The 18,770-nt window shown below is 57.9% G+C and carries 21 protein-coding genes; 17 read left to right on the top strand and 4 right to left on the bottom strand.

Translation table 11 applies throughout. The annotated features are described in order from the left end of the window. Positions 1-237: 237 nt before the first annotated feature. The 16 genes from M5M_RS14410 to M5M_RS14335 all read left to right on the top strand — a co-directional run bounded on the left by M5M_RS14410 (position 238) and on the right by M5M_RS14335 (position 14,446). A complete protein-coding gene (locus M5M_RS14410) occupies positions 238-789 on the top strand; it encodes an SPOR domain-containing protein (RefSeq protein WP_015048225.1) in 552 nt (183 codons plus the stop codon). Positions 790-843: 54 nt separating this feature from the next. Further along, positions 844-1,368 carry an ATP-dependent protease subunit HslV gene (gene hslV / locus M5M_RS14405; RefSeq protein ID WP_015048224.1) on the top strand — a complete coding sequence of 175 codons (525 nt, stop codon included), beginning with the start codon at positions 844-846 and terminating at the stop codon, positions 1,366-1,368. After that, on the top strand, positions 1,368-2,690 hold the full coding sequence (gene hslU / locus M5M_RS14400) for an ATP-dependent protease ATPase subunit HslU (RefSeq protein WP_016389614.1): 1,323 nt from the start codon (positions 1,368-1,370) through the stop codon (positions 2,688-2,690). The genes hslV and hslU overlap by 1 nt, the downstream gene beginning before the upstream one ends. Before the next feature lie 109 nt (positions 2,691-2,799). Beyond that, positions 2,800-3,972, top strand: a complete 1,173-nt coding sequence (locus tag M5M_RS20405; RefSeq protein WP_015048223.1) for a methyl-accepting chemotaxis protein — start codon at positions 2,800-2,802, stop codon at positions 3,970-3,972. 54 nt (positions 3,973-4,026) lie between these two features. Continuing rightward, positions 4,027-4,401: a gamma-butyrobetaine hydroxylase family protein gene (locus tag M5M_RS14390; protein ID WP_015048222.1), complete on the top strand. Its 375-nt coding sequence runs from the start codon at positions 4,027-4,029 to the stop codon at positions 4,399-4,401. Between the two features lie 25 nt (positions 4,402-4,426). Continuing rightward, positions 4,427-5,593 carry an efflux RND transporter periplasmic adaptor subunit gene (locus M5M_RS14385; RefSeq protein ID WP_015048221.1) on the top strand — a complete coding sequence of 389 codons (1,167 nt, stop codon included), beginning with the start codon at positions 4,427-4,429 and terminating at the stop codon, positions 5,591-5,593. A 3-nt stretch (positions 5,594-5,596) separates the two neighbouring features. Next, entirely contained in the window at positions 5,597-8,701 is a 3,105-nt protein-coding gene (locus M5M_RS14380) for an efflux RND transporter permease subunit (protein ID WP_015048220.1), read from the top strand. A 128-nt stretch (positions 8,702-8,829) separates the two neighbouring features. Next, complete coding sequence (ubiE, locus tag M5M_RS14375) at positions 8,830-9,579, top strand: bifunctional demethylmenaquinone methyltransferase/2-methoxy-6-polyprenyl-1,4-benzoquinol methylase UbiE (protein WP_015048219.1); 750 nt, start codon at positions 8,830-8,832, stop codon at positions 9,577-9,579. Continuing rightward, positions 9,576-10,193 carry a ubiquinone biosynthesis accessory factor UbiJ gene (locus M5M_RS14370; protein WP_015048218.1) on the top strand — a complete coding sequence of 206 codons (618 nt, stop codon included), beginning with the start codon at positions 9,576-9,578 and terminating at the stop codon, positions 10,191-10,193. The genes ubiE and M5M_RS14370 overlap by 4 nt, the downstream gene beginning before the upstream one ends. Before the next feature lies 1 nt (position 10,194). Further along, complete coding sequence (ubiB, locus tag M5M_RS14365) at positions 10,195-11,832, top strand: ubiquinone biosynthesis regulatory protein kinase UbiB (RefSeq protein WP_015048217.1); 1,638 nt, start codon at positions 10,195-10,197, stop codon at positions 11,830-11,832. Between the two features lie 77 nt (positions 11,833-11,909). Next, on the top strand, positions 11,910-12,296 hold the full coding sequence (hisI, locus tag M5M_RS14360) for a phosphoribosyl-AMP cyclohydrolase (RefSeq protein WP_015048216.1): 387 nt from the start codon (positions 11,910-11,912) through the stop codon (positions 12,294-12,296). After that, on the top strand, positions 12,293-12,625 hold the full coding sequence (locus tag M5M_RS14355) for a phosphoribosyl-ATP diphosphatase (protein ID WP_015048215.1): 333 nt from the start codon (positions 12,293-12,295) through the stop codon (positions 12,623-12,625). The genes hisI and M5M_RS14355 overlap by 4 nt, the downstream gene beginning before the upstream one ends. Before the next feature lie 21 nt (positions 12,626-12,646). Further along, positions 12,647-12,886: a twin-arginine translocase TatA/TatE family subunit gene (gene tatA / locus M5M_RS14350; RefSeq protein ID WP_015048214.1), complete on the top strand. Its 240-nt coding sequence runs from the start codon at positions 12,647-12,649 to the stop codon at positions 12,884-12,886. 15 nt (positions 12,887-12,901) lie between these two features. Continuing rightward, positions 12,902-13,267 carry a Sec-independent protein translocase protein TatB gene (gene tatB / locus M5M_RS14345; protein ID WP_015048213.1) on the top strand — a complete coding sequence of 122 codons (366 nt, stop codon included), beginning with the start codon at positions 12,902-12,904 and terminating at the stop codon, positions 13,265-13,267. Continuing rightward, positions 13,264-14,031, top strand: a complete 768-nt coding sequence (tatC, locus tag M5M_RS14340) for a twin-arginine translocase subunit TatC (RefSeq protein WP_015048212.1) — start codon at positions 13,264-13,266, stop codon at positions 14,029-14,031. Before tatB ends, tatC begins: the two co-directional genes overlap by 4 nt. Before the next feature lie 205 nt (positions 14,032-14,236). Further along, positions 14,237-14,446: a cold-shock protein gene (locus M5M_RS14335; RefSeq protein WP_024330469.1), complete on the top strand. Its 210-nt coding sequence runs from the start codon at positions 14,237-14,239 to the stop codon at positions 14,444-14,446. Between the two features lie 64 nt (positions 14,447-14,510). On the opposite strand, the gene M5M_RS14330 is transcribed toward M5M_RS14335, so the two are convergent. From M5M_RS14330 to M5M_RS14315, 4 genes are read right to left on the bottom strand one after another with little or no spacing between them, the layout of a single operon-like run. Continuing rightward, the gene (locus M5M_RS14330; RefSeq protein ID WP_015048210.1) at positions 14,511-15,578 is read right to left on the bottom strand and encodes an HD domain-containing phosphohydrolase; all 1,068 of its coding nucleotides are present in this window, start codon (positions 15,576-15,578) and stop codon (positions 14,511-14,513) included. 49 nt (positions 15,579-15,627) lie between these two features. Further along, positions 15,628-16,062 (bottom strand): D-aminoacyl-tRNA deacylase, encoded by a 435-nt coding sequence (gene dtd, locus M5M_RS14325; RefSeq protein WP_015048209.1) that lies wholly within the window; start codon positions 16,060-16,062, stop codon positions 15,628-15,630. A 25-nt stretch (positions 16,063-16,087) separates the two neighbouring features. Further along, entirely contained in the window at positions 16,088-17,065 is a 978-nt protein-coding gene (locus M5M_RS14320) for an alpha/beta fold hydrolase (protein ID WP_015048208.1), read from the bottom strand. Continuing rightward, positions 17,065-17,628 (bottom strand): hypothetical protein, encoded by a 564-nt coding sequence (locus M5M_RS14315; protein ID WP_015048207.1) that lies wholly within the window; start codon positions 17,626-17,628, stop codon positions 17,065-17,067. Before M5M_RS14315 ends, M5M_RS14320 begins: the two co-directional genes overlap by 1 nt. A 327-nt stretch (positions 17,629-17,955) precedes the next feature. Between M5M_RS14315 and M5M_RS20520 the strand changes: the two genes are divergently transcribed. Next, positions 17,956-18,732 carry a PEP-CTERM sorting domain-containing protein gene (locus M5M_RS20520; protein WP_015048206.1) on the top strand — a complete coding sequence of 259 codons (777 nt, stop codon included), beginning with the start codon at positions 17,956-17,958 and terminating at the stop codon, positions 18,730-18,732. Positions 18,733-18,770 lie beyond the last annotated feature (38 nt).

The raw sequence follows: 18,770 nt of genomic DNA, 5'->3' as shown, positions 1-18,770 counted from the left end.
CGGCGTCAAGCTACAGGGGTGAAGCCAGCGTTGGCAATACACTGTATTGCGCGCAGCTGAACGCCATCAAGCTGGGCTTGATGGCAGGCCCCGGAGGGTATTCACGCGTCCCCGACGAGTTTACCCCATCGCCTGCCGCGGGCACGGTGCTGAGCATGAAACCGGCAATATATCCCACCTATTCGTAATCCGCCCCCATTGCATTACAATGCCCGCTCACTTCAGAACGCCGTACCCATGACTCAAGATTTCGCCAACCGCAAACGCCGCAAGCAACCCAGCAAGAAAAAATCCGATGTACCCGGATGGGTCTGGCTGTTCACCGGCGCTGTGCTGGGCGCCTTTGTCATGTTTCTGGTGTACCTGTCCGACCAGCCACCGGCCAAGCAAGTGGCGGTCGCCGAAGCGCCCAAAGCCGAGACCAAAGCGCCCGAAAAAACCGTACCCAAACCCCGGTTCGACTTCTACAAACTGCTGGAAGAAAGCGAAGTGGTGGTGGAAACACCGGAAGAAACCCGCAAACAGCTGGCCGAGCAGAAAACCGAACAAGTGGAATACCTGCTGCAGGTGGGCTCGTTCAAGAAAGCCGAAGATGCCGACAGCGTACGCGCCAAGCTGATCCTGCTGAACATGGATGCCAAGGTAGAAAAGGTCACCGTGAAAAGCGGCGAGACCTGGCACCGCGTCATCGTGGGCCCCTTCGACAACACCTCGGCCATGGCCAACGCCCGCTCCACGCTCGTATCCAATCGCTTCGATACCCTGTTGCTGAAACGCAAACCGGGTTGAATTAAGTCAGCCCCACCCCCATTACGGAAGTTCACCTACAGTCAGGAACTTCCCGTGACCACCATATTATCTGTACGCCGGGGCAACACGGTTGTCCTCGGCGGCGATGGCCAGGTTTCCCTGGGCAACACCGTCATGAAAGGCAATGCGCGCAAGGTGCGCCGCCTGTACAACAATCAGGTACTGGCAGGATTTGCCGGCGGTACCGCCGATGCTTTCACCCTGTTCGAACGCTTTGAAGCCAAGCTGGAAGCACACAACGGCCAACTCACCCGCGCCGCGGTGGAACTGGCCAAAGACTGGCGCAGCGACCGCGCCCTTCGCAAACTTGAAGCCCTGTTGGCCGTGGCCGACAGTACCGCGTCGCTGATCATTACCGGCAATGGCGATGTGATCCAGCCGGAAGACGACCTGATCGCCATCGGCTCCGGCGGCCCCTTCGCCCAGGCCGCCGCCCGCGCGCTGCTGGACAATACCGAGCTCGGCGCACGCGACATAGTGGAAAAGGGCCTGAACATTGCGGGCTCCATCTGCGTATTCACCAACAACCACCTCACCATTGAAGAGTTGAGCAGCTGATGTCCAATATGACCCCCAGTGAAATCGTGCATGAACTGGACCGCCACATTGTCGGGCAGGCCGATGCCAAGCGCGCCGTGGCCATTGCCCTGCGCAACCGCTGGCGCCGCATGCAACTGGCGCCCGAGCTGCGCGCTGAAGTCACACCCAAGAATATTCTGATGATCGGCCCCACCGGCGTGGGCAAAACCGAAATCGCCCGCCGCTTGGCCAAGCTCGCCAACGCGCCCTTTGTGAAGGTGGAAGCCACCAAGTTCACCGAAGTGGGCTATGTAGGCCGCGACGTGGACTCCATCGTGCGCGATCTGGTGGACGTGTCCATCAAAATGCATCGAGAACAGGCCCAGGAGCGGGTCAAATACCGCGCCGAAGAGGCCGCCGAAGAGCGCATTCTGGACGTGCTGCTGCCACCTGCGCGCGGCGCCGATGGCGAAGCCGCCAGCACCGATTCCAGCACCCGCCAGCTGTTCCGCAAAAAACTGCGCGAAGGCCAGCTGGATGACAAGGAAATTGAAATCGATGTAGCGGCAGTGAGTGTGGGCGTAGAAATCATGGCCCCACCGGGCATGGAAGAAATGACCAGCCAGCTGCAGAACATGTTCTCGTCCATGGGCAAGGACAAAAAGAAAAAAACCAAGATGACCGTGAAGCAGGCGTTCAAGCAATTGTGCGAAGAAGAAGCTGCAAAAATGGTCAACGAAGAAGAAATCAAATCCACCGCCATCGAAGCCGCCGAACAAAACGGCATTGTGTTTATCGATGAAATCGACAAGGTGGCCAAGCGCTCCGGCGCCAGCGGGGCGGATGTGTCGCGCGAAGGCGTGCAGCGCGATCTGCTGCCGTTAATTGAAGGCTGCACCGTGTCCACCAAGCACGGCATGATTAAAACCGACCACATTTTGTTTGTGGCTTCCGGCGCCTTTCACTTTGCAAAACCCTCGGACCTGATTCCCGAATTGCAGGGCCGCCTGCCAATCCGGGTGGAACTGAAAGCCCTCACGCCGGAAGACTTTGAACGCATTCTGACAGAGCCGAAAGCGTCGCTGACAGAGCAACAAAAAGCGCTGATGGCCACCGAAGGCGTGGAAGTGAGCTTCACCCCCGACGGTATCCGCCGCATTGCCGAAACCGCCTACCAGGTCAACGAGTCCACCGAGAACATCGGTGCACGCCGGTTGCACACGGTCATTGAACGACTGATGGAACAGGCCTCGTTTGAGTCCGGCAATGGCAACAAAGCGTTCACTATCGATGCCGCCTTTGTGGACCAGCAACTGGGCCAGCTTGCTAAAGACGAAGACCTGAGTCGCTATATCCTCTAACCGAACTATCGAAAAACCCCGGGGCGCTGCGGCGCCTCAAGCTTCCCCGGTTGCTGCCGCTAACCTTTGACTACACTGAAAGAAATAAAACGCAGCACCGGGGCCCCCAATGACGCACCGCAGCCAGGCTGGCGCGAGCCTGACCCAATTTCTCATCCTCATCAGCGCTGTGGCGCTTGTATTGGCCGGCGGCATCGCCGCGCTTATCGGTGGCACAGCCAGCCTGTGGCCAACGCTGGCAGGCGGCCTGGTCGTGGCGTTAACGCTTGTCGCTGGCATCCAGATGCGCGTGATTGCCCGCTGCCAGAAGGTCAATGAGTACCTGACGCTGGTGGCGGACCCCAAGCGCGCCCCCAACAATGCCCTTACCGACGACTACGACGATGAAATCAGCCAACTCAACCGGCAACTCAACGATTTTGTCGAGAACTTGCGCGGAGTGCTGGTTGAAGCCCGCCACGCATCCGCCCAAATGCGCACACTGTCCCACACCATTAATCAGGCAACGAATGAAGCGCATGCGGAAATTGATCAGGAATCCCGCGACATCGAGCAAATGACCCACATGATCGAACAGGTATCGAGCGCATCACGCAGCCTGTCCGAACAGGGCCAGGCCATCAGCAGCGCCGCCGACAACACCCGCTCACTGCTAGACAGCGGTGTGCATGCCTACAGCGCCAGCCGCGCCTCGGTACAAAATCTGGGGGACAATATTCAGGCCATTGCCAATGATATCGAACACCTGAAACAGCGCAGCGCCCAGATCGGCAGCGTGCTGGATGTAATTGGCGGCATCGCCGAGCAGACCAATTTACTCGCGCTCAACGCCGCTATCGAGGCTGCCCGTGCTGGCGAGCAAGGGCGGGGATTCGCGGTAGTGGCCGATGAAGTGCGTGCCCTGGCCCATCGCACACAGGAATCCACCATCGAAATCCAGCAGACAGTGTCCGACCTGCAAAGCAGCGCCAGCCATGCGGTATCGGCGATCAGTGAATGCCTCAGCCTCAGCCACACCAGTCTTGAGCAAAGCATGTCCATGGAATCGGTCATCCAGCAGGCACGCGACGCCACCGCGCACGTCAACAAACTCACCCACGAAGTGGCACGCGCCACCCAGGCACAACAGGACGCCACCCAATCCATCAACCAGAAAATGCTGCACATCAATCAGGTCAGCCATCAATTGAGCCAGCAGCTCAGCGGCAATGCCAATCTGGCAAAAAGCCTGGATAAGGAAGCCAATCAGGTGGATTCGTCCCTGAACCGTATTTGCGTGTGAAGCACAAATCTCCTTTGCACTGGTATACTCCGCTTTTTTCTAGCGGAATTACCCATGATTCCCGAAAAGATAAAGCTTCATCGAGGCGCTAACCTGCTATTACTGCGTTTTGCGGGCCAGGACTATGAACTGCCCGCAGAGTACCTGCGGGTGCATTCGCCCTCGGCGGAAGTGCAGGGCCACGGCCCGGGCCAAGCCGTGCTGCAATACGGCAAACGCCATGTAAAGCTGGACAAGGTGGAAATGGTGGGCAATTACGCGCTCAAGCTCATCTTCAATGACGGTCACGACTCCGGCATTTACACCTGGGCCTACCTTTACCAGCTGGCAACGGAACGCGAAGCCCGTTGGCAGGTCTATCTGGATACCCTGCACGCACAACAAAAAACCCGCGACCCTGAGACCAGTGTCGTGCGCTTCATCAACTAACGTCACGCTTACACAAGGACGCGTTATGAAAACTATCCGCACATCTTCCCTCCTTCTTTCACTGGTCAGCACCGCGCTACTCATTGGCTGCAGCGGTGACGCCACACCGCCCCCCACACCACCGGCGGCGGTCAGCGTCATTGAAGTGGCCACTCAGGATATCGGCGGCAGCCGCGAGTTCGTGGCGCGAACAGAAGCGTTTTCCGAAGTACAGCTGGTGGCGCGCGTAGAAGGCACGCTGCTGAAGAAGAACTTTTCTGAGGGCCGCATGGTCGAAAAAGACCAGCTGCTGTTCGAAATCAACCCGGACACCTACAAAGCGCAATTGGCGCAGGCGCAGGCCGAGCTGGCCGCGCGCACTGCCGAGCGCGACCGGGCCGCCCGCGACTACAAGCGCGGCGAGGAGCTGGCACCTCAGGGCTTCATTTCCCAATCGGATCTGGACAAGCTGATCACCAACAAGCAGCAATCCGAAGCGGCGGTACTGGCCGCAGAGGCGGCGGTCGAAGCCGCCAAAATCAACCTGAGTTACACCCAGATCCGCGCTCCCTTTGCCGGCCAGATCGGCAAATCGGTCTACTCCGAAGGCAACACCGTGGGGCCGACCACCGGCGCCCTCGCCACCTTGGTGGATCTTTCCAAAATCAAGGTGAATTTCCAGCTGGAAGAAGCCAGCTACACCGCCTATTTGCAGGAGCGCGCCCGTTCCGCGGAGGCAGAAAAGCTCTACACGCTGAGCCTGCTGTTGCCGAATAAAACCGAGCATCCCTACCCCGGTGAGCTGGATTTTGCCGATACCAAAGTGGACGCTACCACTGGTACGGTCAACCTGCGTGCGCTGTTCCCGAATCCCGACGCCACTATCTTACCGGGCTTGTATACCACCCTGCGGGTCGAAAGCCAGATCAAGGAACAGCGGGCATTGATTCCACAAGCCGCCGTTCAGGAAAACCAACAAGGCAAATTTGTGCTGGTCGTAGGCGACGACAATACCGTATCCCAACGGTTCACCAAACTCGGCCAGCGTTACGGCGCTATGTGGGTAGTTGAGGAAGGCATTGACGCCGGTGAAAAAGTGATTGTGGAAGGTCTGCAAAAAGTACGCACAGGCAGCCAGGTCGCACCCACGGTGAAAACTGTGGACCCAATCACCGGTGCTGTCAGCGCCATTGGTGAAAAGACCGAGGGCTAATCCATGATCAGCCAATTTTTTATTCACCGTCCGAAATTCGCCTTTGTCATTTCCATCGTGATCACTCTGGCGGGCATGTTATCGCTGGTAACCCTGCCCGTTAACCTCTATCCCGAAATCGCACCGGTGCAGATCCAGGTGACGGCGAGCTACCCCGGTGCGTCGGCCGCGGTGGTGGAAGAAACCGTGCTGCGCCCGCTGGAGGAACAGATCAACGGCGTGGAAGGCATGGAGTACATGGAATCCACCGCCAGCAACAGCGGCCAGGCCACCATCACCGTCACGTTTGAAAACGGCGTCGACGGGGACATGGCGCAGGTCAATGTCAAAAACCGCGCCTCGCTGGCCGAGTCTTCACTGCCACCGGAAGTGATGCGCAACGGCGTACAGACCCTCAAACAATCCACCAGCATGCTGTTGGGTATCAACCTGATTGGTGAGCAGGCCCAGTTCGACACCACTTTTTTGTCCAACTACGCCATCAGTAATCTGAAGGAACCGCTGGCGCGGATTCCGGGCGTAGCCAAAGCCGAGGTGATGGGCGACTTCCAGTACGCCATGCGGATCTGGCTGGACCCCAACAAAATGAACGCATTGGGCGTCACCGTCACCGATATCCAAACCGCCATTTCCGAACAGAATACGGTGGTGGCGGCCGGTAAACTCGGTGACGGTCCGGTGGTGCCCGGCCAGCAATTTGAATACACCATTCAGACCCAAGGCCGGTTGCAGAACGAAGAACAATTCGCCGATACCATTATCCGCGCCCGCGCCGATGGCAGCTACCTGCGCCTGAAGGATGTGGCCCGCGTCGAGATGGGTTCGAGCAGCTACCGCAATGCGGTCAAGCTCGACGGTAAAGACACCGCCTTCCTGGTGATTTATCAGTTGAGCGACGCCAACGCCACACTGGTGGCGGAAGCCGTGCACGCAGAAATGCAGCGTCTGGGCACCATGCTACCCGATGGCGTCAGCTATCAGATTCTGTACGACACCACCGATTTCATTAACGAATCCATTGCCGAAGTGTACGAGACTTTGTTTGTCGCGGTGGCATTGGTGATTCTGGTGGTGTTCCTGTTCTTGCAGAACTGGCGCGCGACCCTGATTCCCGCCATCGCCATTCCGGTATCACTGATCGGTACCTTTGCCCTGATGAACGCGCTCGGCTACACCATCAACGTCATCACGCTGTTCGGTTTGGTGCTGGCCATCGGTGTGGTAGTGGATGACGCCATCGTGGTGATCGAAAACGTTGAGCGATTAATGAAAGAAGAAGGTCTGGATGGCGTGCAAGCCACGCTCAAGGCCATGGAGCAGGTTACCGGCCCCATCGTTGCAACCACACTGGTGCTGATGGCGGTGTTCGTCCCTGTGGGCTTTATGCCCGGCATTACCGGTGAAATTTACAAGCAGTTCTCCGTCACTATTTCTTCGGCCGTGTTTATTTCATCCATCAACGCCCTGACACTCAGCCCCGCGCTGTGCGCGGTATTGTTGAAACCGGAATACATGAAGCCCATCGGCTGGCTGGCGCCGGTGGAAAAACTGATTCATTTTTCCACCGCCCGTTACACCGGACTGGTGGGCTGGCTGTTGAAGCGCGGCGGCCGGGTCGCCGTATTTTCGGTGCTGCTGCTCGCGGGCACCGGCTGGCTGGTGAAGTCCACACCCACCGGCTTCGTGCCCAACGAAGACCAGGGTTTCCTGTTCATTGACGTCCAGCTGCCCGACGCGGCCAGTGCCAACCGCACCGAAGCTGTTATGCAGAAAGTGACAGCCATGGCCCGGCAGGAAGCCGGGGTGAAAAACGTCATTACCGTGTCCGGCTTCTCGCTGTTGAGCGGGGGCGCCACCAATGGCGGTCTGGGCATTGTGATTCTGGACCACTGGTCCGAGCGCCGCGACCCGATGCTGTTTGCCGATACCCTGCAGAAAAAACTGCAAGGCAAATTGTGGGCTATGCCCGACGCCCAGGTGATGGTGATCAACCCGCCGCCGGTGCCGGGGCTTGGCAGCTCATCCGGTTTTGACTTCCGACTGCAGGATACTCAGGGCCGCGATCCGAAAGAATTGGCCGCGGTAATGGGCGGCATGATCTTCGCCGCCAACGAACGCAGTGATCTGGCCTACGCCTTTTCCACCTTCCGCGCCAATGTGCCGCAGTACTATCTGGATGTGGATCGCAACAAAGCCAAAGCCATGGGCATTCAGCTGTCGGATATTTTCCTGACACTGCAGGCGCAATTGGGCTCGTTCTACATCAACGACTTCTCCAAGTTTGGCCGCAATTACCGGGTCATCATTCAGGCCGAAAGCGAGTTCCGTCAGGAACCCGACGATTTATTGCATTTCTTCGTGCGCAACAAAGATGGTGACATGGTGCCTTTGTCGACGCTGGCGACCCTGACCCCAACCCAGGGCCCCACCGCCATCAATCGCTTCAATCTGTTCCGCTCTGCCACCATCAGCGGTGAAGCGGCACCCGGTTACAGTTCGGGCGATGCGCTGGCGGCCATGCAAAACCTGTCGACGCAATTGCCCGATGGCTACAGCTTTGAGTGGGCCGGCCAGTCCCGCCAGGAAATCCAGGCCGGCAACCTGGCGCCGGTACTGTTCGGATTGGCGTTGCTGTTCGTGTACCTGTTCCTGGTGGCCCAGTACGAAAGCTGGAACATTCCGTTTGCAGTGATGGCGGCCGTACCCATTGCCATTTTCGGGGCCATGGCCGGTCTGTTTTTGGCCGGCATGGTCAATGATGTGTACGCCCAGGTAGGCATGGTCTTATTGATCGGGTTAGCGGCAAAAACCGCAATTCTGATTGTGGAATTCGCCATGGAACAACGGGCCGATGGTCACTCGATCACCGACGCTGCCGCCAACGCTGCCCGCCTGCGCTTCCGCGCCGTGCTCATGACCGCCTTGTCTTTTGTGCTGGGCGTGATTCCGCTTGTCGTCGCCACCGGCGCCGGCGCCGCGTCGCGGGTCTCGCTCGGCACCACGGTGCTTTGTGGCATGTTGGCCGCCACGCTTATTGGCACCGTATTGCTGCCCTCGTTTTATCAGGGCATCCAGACGATGCGGGAAAAGTTTAAGGCCAAGGCCTGACCCACACCTCAACGTTGGCGGCGCCACTGCGTCGCTAACGTTTGTTCCCCCATACGTTGGCCGCAAGGACAAAGCCCCGCTAACAGGGTAGAATCCGCTCTATTCATGCAGTAGCCAGGCACACAGCGATGACCGACGACAACTCCACCCACTTTGGCTTCGAAACCGTCCGCAAGGAAGACAAGGCCGGGCGGGTAGCCGGTGTATTTCACTCGGTAGCCGCCAAATACGACCTGATGAACGATGTGATGTCGGGCGGTATCCACCGGCTCTGGAAGCGGTTCACCATTGAACTGTCCGGTGTTCGCAGTGGCCACAAGGTGCTGGACATTGCCGGCGGGACCGGTGACCTGAGCCATAAATTCGCCCGCCTGGTGGGCCCCGAAGGCCAGGTTATCCTGGCGGATATCAATGAATCCATGCTGCGGGTGGGACGCGACAAGCTCACCGACCTGGGCCACGCCGGCAACCTGCACTACGCCCAGGCCGATGCCCAGTATCTGCCGTTTCCCGACAACACCTTTGACTGCATCACCATCGCTTTCGGCCTGCGCAATGTGACCGACAAAGATCTGGCCCTGCGCTCTATGCTTCGGGTGCTGAAGCCCGGCGGGCGGCTGCTGGTGCTGGAGTTTTCCAAACCCACCAGCGGCTTGCTGGAAAAAGTTTACGACACCTATTCCTTTCGTCTGCTGCCGTTCATGGGCAAGGTTATCGCCAACGATGCCGATTCCTACCGCTATCTGGCGGAGAGCATCCGTATGCACCCGGATCAGGAAACACTCAAGTCCATGATGGACGACGCCGGCTTCGTAGAAACCCGTTTTTACAATATGACCGGCGGTATTGTGGCGCTGCACAAGGGCATCAAACCTTGATCAACGAAGGCCTGATGCTCGCGGTTGCCAGTGCAGAAACACTGCTCAACAAAGCGCTCGAATATGATCCCGCCAGCCAGGCCGCCGTGCGCAAGCTCTGCGGCAAAGTTCTGCGGGTGGAAATGACCGAGCCCAACCTGTCCCTGTGGGTCTGCTTTCTGGACCACGGCGTCGATTTGCGCACCCATTGCGAGCTGCCGGCGCATTGCACGGTGTCCGGTAAACTCGCCGACCTGCTGGCACTGGCCCGGGAGGAGCGCTTTAATCTGGCGGGCTCGGGCGTTAACGTCAAAGGCGAGACGTCGCTGTTGCAGACACTCAAGCAAATCGCCGCCCAACTCGACATCGACTGGGAAGATTGGCTGGCAGGCTTGCTTGGTGACGAACTGGCGCACCCTTTGGCACAGGGCGCCCGCACCTTTCATCGTTATGGCTGCCGGCAACTGGCGCAAACCCGCGCACAGGTAGAACCCTGGCTTTCCGAAGAACTGGCGCTGCTGGCCACCAAGCCCTCGCTCAATCAATTCAGCCGCGATGTCCAGGCGCTGGCCCAGGCCGCCGACCGGCTCGAAGCCCGGCTGCAGGCGCTGCTGAATACCCGATCCGGACACTGACGTGAACACCCTGATTGCCACCATCCACCTGCTCCGCATTTACCTGACCGTTCTGCGCTTCAGATTAGATGAGCTGATCCCGGCCCAGGCGCCCTGGTGGGTCCGACTGCCCCTGCTGCCCGCGTACCTGATTCCGCGCGGCGCACACTCCCGGGGAGAGCGTCTGCGGGCCGCATTGGAATCGCGCGGCCCGATTTTCATTAAATTCGGCCAGCTGTTATCCACCCGCCCCGACCTGATTCCCGCCGACCTGGTGCTGTCGCTGAGCAAGCTTCAGGATGAAGTCACACCCTTTGCCCCGGCGCGCTTCCGCGCACTGGTCGAACAGGCGCTGGGACAAGGCGTAGATGATGTCTTCGCCCGCTTCGACGCCGAGCCGCTGGCCAGTGCATCGATCGCGCAAGTGCATGCGGCACAGCTCAAGTCCGGCCAGGAGGTCATCGTCAAAGTGGTGCGGCCGGGCTTAGCGCCCACCATCGAACGCGACATTACCCTGTTACTCAAACTCGCCAAACTGGTGGCCCAGCTGTCCGACGACGGTCGCCGTTTGCGCCCGGTGGATGTGGTGAGAGACTACCGCCACACCATCCTGGATGAACTCAACCTGCAACGGGAAGCCGCCAATTGCGCGCAGTTGCGACGTAACTTCAGTGACTCACCGCTGCTGTATGTGCCGGACGTCTATTGGGACTATTGCCGCGAAAATTTACTGGTGCAGGAACGCATTTATGGCATTGGCGTCAGCGACGTGGATGCCCTGCAGGCACAGGGCACCGACATGAAGCTGCTGGCCGAGCGCGGGGTAGAAATCTTTTTTACCCAGGTGTTCAAGCACAATTTCTTCCATGCCGACATGCACCCGGGCAACATTTTTGTCGCGCGCGAACACCCGGACCAACCCCAGTACATCGCCATCGACACCGCCATCATGGGCAGCCTGACCCAGGACGATCAGTATTATCTGGCCGCCAATCTGGTGGCCATGTTCCGGCGCGATTACCGGCGCGTAGCCCAGTTGCATGTGGACAGCGGCTGGGTGCCGGCCGGAACAGTGGTGACCGAGTTTGAATCCGCCATCCGCACCGTGTGCGAACCGATATTCCAGAAGCCATTGGCGGAAATTGAGTTCAGCCAACTGCTGGTGCAATTATTCCGCACTGCCCGCCGGTTCAACATGGAAGTGCAGCCGCAATTGGTGTTACTGGAAAAAACCCTGCTCAATATCGAAGGCCTGGGGCGACAACTCTATCCCCAGCTGGACCTGTGGAGCACGGCCCACCCGTTCCTGGAAGCCTGGCTGAAAGACCGCTATCACCCGCGCACACTGTGGGCCGATATCAAGCGCTTTGGCCCCGAGTGGCTGGAAAAATTGCCACACATGCCGCAAAAACTCTACGGTGCCCTGTCCAGCCTGGAAGCCAGCAGTGCTAAGCTTGCACGCCTGGAACAACTGGCAGAGAACCTGAGTGTATCCGGCGCACGCCGGCGCCGCAGCCAGCACAAGCGATGGCTGGCCACCGCTGCCGCGTTGACGGCCGTCGCCCTGGCAATACCCACTGTGGGCGCCAGCCTCGCTGCCGTGCCGCCGATCAGCTGGGGGCTGGCGAGCCTTGCCGGCGTCCTCTGGATAAGTGCCTGACCCGAGCCATGGCCTAGTTCATCCGGAGGATTGGCGAGCGATGAGAATGCGATAAACTGGATCTATTGAAGGATTGTATGTCTGACACATACCTCAAAGACGTGAATTTTAATAGCGATGGCTTAGTCGCTGCGATTGCCCAGGATGCGGCGACCGGCAGAATACTGATGATGGCCTGGATGAACCGGGAGGCGCTGACGCGCACCATTGCGCTCGGCGAGGCCGTCTATTTCAGTCGCTCGCGCCAGAAACTCTGGCACAAGGGTGAAAGCTCCGGCCACACCCAGAAAGTGAGCGAAATCCGGTTGGATTGCGACGGCGACCTCCTTTGCCTGCAGGTCGACCAGGCCGGCGGCATCGCCTGCCACACCGGGCGCGAGTCCTGTCTTTACCGGGTATTCAAGGACGGGCAATGGCAAACCGTCGACCCGGTACTGAAGAACCCCGAGGACATTTACTCATGAGTGACCTACTCACAGCCCTGACGCAGGTGCTGGAAGCGCGCAAATCGGCCAGCGCCGACAGTTCCTATGTAGCATCGTTACACGCCAAGGGCCTGAATAAGATCCTGGAAAAAGTGGGCGAGGAATCCGTCGAGACCATTCTCGCCGCGAAAGATGCCGCCAATGGCGGCGACAAGCGCGACCTGGTGTATGAAACCGCCGATCTCTGGTTTCACTCGCTGGTGATGCTGTCGCATTTAGATTTAACCGCACAGGATGTGCTGGACGAACTGGCGCGCCGGTTCGACCTGTCGGGCCTGGAAGAAAAGGCCAACCGAAATAAATCCTAACCACCCCCAAAGGAGACGACCATGGGACTCGGCGGTATCAGTATTTGGCAATTACTCATTATTCTTCTGATTGTGGTTCTGCTGTTCGGGACCAAACGACTCAGAGGCCTGGGCAGCGACATTGGCGATGCCATCAAAGGCTTTCGCAAATCGGTGAGCGACGACAAACCGGCGCCCGAGCAGGAAGATAAAAAACTGGAGGCCGACAAGCCTGCAGACAGCGCTGCCACAAAGTCCGACATCAAGTCAGAACAGAAGTAACGCAGGAGCCGGCCGGTGTTTGATATTGGCTTTTTTGAGCTTTTGCTGGTGGCCATTGTAGGGCTGCTGGTCATTGGTCCCGAGCGACTGCCCGAGACCATCCGCACCATCAGCCTGTGGATAGGCCGGATCAAACGCAGCCTGAGCAATACCAAAGCGGAGCTGGAGCAACAGCTGGGTGCGGACGATATCCGGCGACAGCTGCACAATGAATCCATCATGCGCGAGCTCAATGCCAGCCGGGAAGAAATCGAACGGGTGCTGCGCGACAACTATGTGGAGCACGTAGAGCTGCCCGATCACGCCCACGGCGACGACCCCGAGCACAACACCAAAAAAGAAGGCCCCGACAGCGACGCGAAGGACAAGCCCGAAAAATGACCGACCAACCGCTGCCGCTGGTACAACACCTTATTGAATTGCGTGATCGCCTGTTGCGCATGCTGCTCGCGGTATTGCTGGTATTTGCCGGCCTGTTTTATTTCGCCAATGACATCTATGCGTTTGTGGCCGCGCCGCTGCAGAAATTTCTGCCTGCAGGCGCCAGCATGATCGCCACCGATGTCACGTCGCCGTTCTTCACGCCGTTTAAACTCACACTGTTCACCTCGGTTGTGATCGCAATTCCCTATTTGCTCTACCAGATCTGGGCCTTCGTGGCGCCGGCGCTGTACAAACATGAAAAGCGTTACGCTGCGCCCTTGCTGGTGGCCAGTGTCAGCCTGTTTTACGCGGGCATGGCCTTCGCATATTTTATTGTGTTCCCGCTGGTGTTCGGCTTTTTCACCAGTGTCGGTCCGGCCGGGGTCACAGTGATGACCGACATCAGCCTGTACCTGAACTTTGTGCTGAAACTGTTTTTTGCATTTGGCATGGCATTCCAGATTCCTGTCGCCACCGTACTGATGATCAGCGCCGGCATGACCAGCGTGGATTCGCTAATCGCAAAAAGACCCTACATTGTCGTGGGTTGTTTCGTGATCGGGATGCTACTCACGCCGCCCGACATCATTTCACAGTCACTGCTCGCGGTGCCCATGTGGTTGTTGTTTGAAAGCGGGATACTGGTGGGACGCCTGATCCAAAAGTCTGAGAAAACAGACGCCAAAAAAGAACACTCAAAAGACACATCCTCTGAACCCTGATTTTTCGTTGGATTTTTTCTGCACAAAGCGTGATTCGCCCCTAACAAATTCATTCTAAATGTGTAGAATCGGGTTGACTGTGCCGGATGTGAGAGTGCACAGAGAGGTGTTCGACCAACTGATCACACACGCGCAAGATCATCGGAGTTGGCACGGACGGGCTAAACGGCCCCAAAATGGGGCAGCATTAAAAGATGGAAGGACTATGTCTGATTTGATCCAAGGCACTGTGAAGTGGTTTAACGACGAAAAGGGTTTCGGTTTTATTGAGCAAGAAGGCGGCAAAGATGTTTTTGTTCACTTCAGCGCTATCAATGGCAATGGACGCAAGTCCCTGCGCGACGGTCAGAAAGTTACCATGAACGTCACACAGGGCCAGAAGGGTCTGCAGGCAGAGAACGTTACCCCGCTGTAATACCTCGCCAAGCGATAAAAAAGGGCCTTCAGGCCCTTTTTTTATTGCACTGCGGCAGTACGGATCAATGCTGCCCAGCCGATTGACTGTCCGGGTATTGCTGACGAATTTCCAGCACCTGGTCAATAATGGCGATGAATTCGTTCACCACTTGCGGATCAAACTGGCTGCCACTGTTTTCCTTCAGATAACCCAATGCCTTGGACACAGGCCAGGCGACTTTGTAAGGCCGGGTGGAGGTCAGGGCATCAAACACATCGCAGACACTGACGATGCGTGTGTACAGGGGAATTTCTTCTCCCTGCAAGCCTTCCGGATAACCTTTTCCATCCCAGCGTTCGTGGTGGGTCCGGGCGATAATAGAGGCCACTTCCATCAGTTTGGAATCGTAGCTGGCAAGGATCTGGGCACCGACTTCCGCATGGGACTGCATGGTCCGCCACTCTTTGCCCTCCAGCTTTCCGGGCTTCAGCAACACGCTATCGGGAATGGCGATCTTGCCAATATCGTGCATGGGGCTGGCGTGCAGGATAATTTCACACTCTTCCGCCGAAAGCCCCATTTGCCGCGCCAACAATGCGGACGACTGGCTCATGCGCACCACGTGCATGCCGGTCTCATTGTCCCGGTACTCCGCCGCCTTACCCAGGCATTCAATCAGTTTTATCTGGGCCTCGTACAACTGTTGAGTGCGCTCGCGCACCTTGTCCTCCAACACCTCGTTGGCGTTCAATACTTCTTTGTGCAACATGCGCACTTCCACAATGTTGCGCACGCGGAACAGCACCTCCACCCGCTCAAACGGCTTGCTGATAAAATCCTTGGCGCCCGAACTGAGGGAGAGATGACGTGTTTCAGGGGTGTGGTCTGCGGTCAGCATTAAAATAGGCAGGTAATCATCCGGGTTATCGGCTTGTAACTCGGCCATGACATCAAAGCCGTTCATTTCCGGCATATGCACGTCGAGTAAAATGGCGTCGAAATCATGCTCCCGATAAAGATCCCGGACGGACTTGGCGTCGGTGGTGGAATAAATATTATTGAATCCGTCCTGGCGCAGAATTTTTTCCACGATGACGATATTGACGGCATTGTCGTCAACAATCAGCACCTTGCCCTGATGCACTTTCACTGCTCTCGCCTCCCGACTGTGATTAACTTCCCTGTGCGTCGATAGATAGTCATTCTAATAAAAAAGTCACCGGCCCGTCATTGATCAGGCTCACTTGCATGTTGGCCCCGAAACAACCACTGCTGACCCTGGCCAGGCGTGTACGCAATTGATCCAGCATATAGTTGTACAGGGATTCTGCCAACGCCGGTTCGGCCGCACCGGAAAACCCCGGACGCAGGCCCTTGCGGGTATCGGCTGCCAGCGTAAATTGCGACACCAGCAATAAGCCACCCTCAATGTCGGACACGCTCAGGTTCATCTTCCCGTCCGCATCGGAAAACACCCGGTAGCGTAATAAGCGGTCCAGCAAACGATCCGCCATGGCCTGGTCGTCGCCACGCTCCACGCCCAGCAAGACCAACAGTCCCTGATCAATTGCGCCCACCGTGTCACCGTCCACCGTCACTGCAGCCTGCGACACCCGCTGGATTAATGCCTTCACTGAATTTCCACCCAAAAGGAGGAATTTAACCGCAGGCAGGCGGGGTTGCGCCACAGATATCGGCCAGACGGGCCTGCGCTTTGACAATTGCATCAACCATGCTGGCTTCGCGCACCGAATGGCCTGCCTCGCGCACTATGTTCAGCTGTAATTGCGGTTGGTGGCGCTGTAGTGCCAATACGCCAGACAGGGGCGCAACCATGTCGAAACGACCGTGTACCGCAATCATCGGCAGGCCTTCGGGCAATGACAAAAATGGCAACAGGCCTTCGGCCTGCTTATAGCCCCATTGGCGGGCCATATAATGTGACGCCAGGGTGGCGTGCGCCAATACCACCGCAGGTTCAAGGTATTCCTGCTGCAACTCCTGTTGGGGTTTGACGCCGGCACATCGCCACATCCAATTGCCCCACTGCCGCGCCAACGCCATGCGCTCGATTTCATTGCCGCGGGCAAAGACATCGCACACCTTTTGCAGTATTGCGTCGGCGGTCAGCGCCGTCGGTTTGATCGATTCCACAAACTGCTGAAACGCATCGGGGAACACCTGCGGCGCCCCCTGTTCGAACAGCCACGCCAGCTCCGCCCTGCGCCCCAAACTGGTCGACATCAGCAGCAAGGCCCGCACCCGCTCGGGATGCTGATGGGCAAACCACAACGCCAGTTGAGCGCCCCAGCCCACCCCGGCAATCACCCAGTGGTCTATGCCCAAGGCGTCTTGCATCTGCCTCAGGTCGTCGCACAAGCTATCCCGGTGATTCGCCTCTACCACCAGATGCGGCGTCGAGCGTCCGCAGCCGCGCTGGTCCGGCAGCAGCATGTGAAAATGCTGGGGATCAAATAAACAGCGATCCGCGCGATGGCAGCCCAGGCCCGGGCCGTCGTGCAGAAACAGCAGTGGAATACCGGATTCCGTGCCCGCCTGCTCCAGATAAATCTGTTGATGCTGAAGCGATAGATGACGACGCGCAAAGGGTTTGATGGCAGGAAAGGCCTGTTGCATCAATCGGCACTCTCGGGGTTATTCACCGCGCTCTGGAACACGCCACCGCGCATGATAATCTGGCCATAGCGCTGGTCCGGGTTAAACACCACATGCACCCAGGTGGCATCGCCGGCCGCGTGCCAGAAGATTGGGCGCGGGGTCTCGCGCAGTGCCCGGTAGGCCGCCTGCGGAATAATAATGATGTCATTGGTTTTCTCGTAATAGGATTCCACCGGCTCCCACGCCGGCAGATCCCGGGTGGTCCGGATAAAACCGTCGCGAATCACCTTTTCAGCAAAGTAGGTAACCAAAGGCTGCAGGTCCGGCTCGTAAACCACGAACGGCAGATGATCGAGCAACAGACCTTCGTAGAGGTATAGCTCCCGGCCTTTGGCGTCATCTATTTTTATGGTCAGTTGCGCCTCGCTGCAGGGTTCGCCCGCCACCGTGACGGTCAACCGGTCTTTAGACCCGGGCGATTGAAAACCCACCTGAGCCGAGCGTTCCACTTTACAGCCGGTGTCTGCACTTACCCAGGGTGCCAGCGCCAACAGCACCCCCAAACCCCACACATACCGCATGTCAGCCCCTTGATCAGATCGTGTGGCCCACCCGGGCCAGCTATGGGCTAAGTGTAGACGACGGCCAGCACCAGACAGCCTGAATAAGACGCCCGCCTCAACTGCCTTTGACCTGTCGGGAATTTTAACAAGTCAGTCACTAGCACCAGCCGGAAAACCTCTGTCTGCCACTTTTAACCCGTCGGAATATTTAACACCTAGGTCATTAATGCTGATAAAAGCCCATAATTTTCAATCAGTTACGAATTGGCACACAAAATGCTAAAAGGGCAAAGAGCTTTGGCGCTTAATGCCACGCGCAATCTGAAACTCAGGAAGGGTTTAACAATGTCTTTTTTCAGCAAAACACTCGCAGCGGCAGTATTGCTTTCACTGGCAACAACCGCTTCTGCTACCAAGCTTTCATTCTGGGACACGGACGGTTGGACCCAGATGAGCCAAACCGCCGGTCACGGTGACGGCATCGTCGGCCCGGGTGGCGGCGGTCAGGCCTTCGACGTGGAATTTCTGTTTTACAAATTCGATTCAGCCACCAACACGCTGAGCGTTGGCCTGCAAACCGGTTTTGATATTATCGATGGTCATCACTACACCGGCGGCCGCGATTACTACAACGGTGATCTGGCGCTGTCGTTCGATGGCGATAAATCCACGTACGAATACGCCGTGGATTTCGGCAACCTGACCAAAGGTTACTACGGTACCAATCTGGGCACCGATGCCGCCGGCCTCTACTCGGTAAGCAGCTGGTCCAATGAAGTGTACAACGGCCACGCCGCCGCACACCCCTTCGCCATGGCCTCGGGCACCTTCCTGACGGCCGGCAGCATGACCGAAGGTTCCGGCTGGGGCTTTGCCGCAGGCCCGCATGACGGCGCTGTGGGCAGCAACAAGAAGTCCTACTTCAACACCTTCAGCTTCAACCTTGGCGCTTTGGGTCTGTCCGGTTCAGTACTGAATATGGACGCACACTGGACCATGTCCTGTGGCAATGACTTCCTCGATGCCACCGCAGACATCACCGTGCCTGAGCCAGGCTCTATCGCACTGCTGGGTCTGGGATTGATCGGCCTGGTCGCCTGTCGCCGCCGCCAGAAAGCCTGATCGTTACACAGGTCAGCAAAAAGCCCCGGTCACCGGGG

The sequence above is a fragment of the Simiduia agarivorans SA1 = DSM 21679 genome (assembly GCF_000305785.2).
GTDB lineage: Bacteria > Pseudomonadota > Gammaproteobacteria > Pseudomonadales > Cellvibrionaceae > Simiduia > Simiduia agarivorans.
Note: the sequence above shows the minus strand (reverse complement) of the source record. Positions and strands in the feature narration are given on the sequence as shown.

Coding starts and splice junctions, on each gene's coding strand:
- hisI (WP_015048216.1), top strand. CDS start 11,910: ATGTCTGACACATACCTCAAAGACGTGAATTTTAATAGCGATGGCTTA.
- M5M_RS20405 (WP_015048223.1), top strand. CDS start 2,800: ATGACGCACCGCAGCCAGGCTGGCGCGAGCCTGACCCAATTTCTCATC.
- M5M_RS14385 (WP_015048221.1), top strand. CDS start 4,427: ATGAAAACTATCCGCACATCTTCCCTCCTTCTTTCACTGGTCAGCACC.
- M5M_RS14410 (WP_015048225.1), top strand. CDS start 238: ATGACTCAAGATTTCGCCAACCGCAAACGCCGCAAGCAACCCAGCAAG.
- hslU (WP_016389614.1), top strand. CDS start 1,368: ATGTCCAATATGACCCCCAGTGAAATCGTGCATGAACTGGACCGCCAC.
- ubiE (WP_015048219.1), top strand. CDS start 8,830: ATGACCGACGACAACTCCACCCACTTTGGCTTCGAAACCGTCCGCAAG.
- M5M_RS20520 (WP_015048206.1), top strand. CDS start 17,956: ATGTCTTTTTTCAGCAAAACACTCGCAGCGGCAGTATTGCTTTCACTG.
- M5M_RS14355 (WP_015048215.1), top strand. CDS start 12,293: ATGAGTGACCTACTCACAGCCCTGACGCAGGTGCTGGAAGCGCGCAAA.
- M5M_RS14315 (WP_015048207.1), bottom strand. CDS start 17,628: ATGCGGTATGTGTGGGGTTTGGGGGTGCTGTTGGCGCTGGCACCCTGG.
- M5M_RS14380 (WP_015048220.1), top strand. CDS start 5,597: ATGATCAGCCAATTTTTTATTCACCGTCCGAAATTCGCCTTTGTCATT.
- M5M_RS14320 (WP_015048208.1), bottom strand. CDS start 17,065: ATGCAACAGGCCTTTCCTGCCATCAAACCCTTTGCGCGTCGTCATCTA.
- M5M_RS14335 (WP_024330469.1), top strand. CDS start 14,237: ATGTCTGATTTGATCCAAGGCACTGTGAAGTGGTTTAACGACGAAAAG.
- tatA (WP_015048214.1), top strand. CDS start 12,647: ATGGGACTCGGCGGTATCAGTATTTGGCAATTACTCATTATTCTTCTG.
- M5M_RS14390 (WP_015048222.1), top strand. CDS start 4,027: ATGATTCCCGAAAAGATAAAGCTTCATCGAGGCGCTAACCTGCTATTA.
- tatC (WP_015048212.1), top strand. CDS start 13,264: ATGACCGACCAACCGCTGCCGCTGGTACAACACCTTATTGAATTGCGT.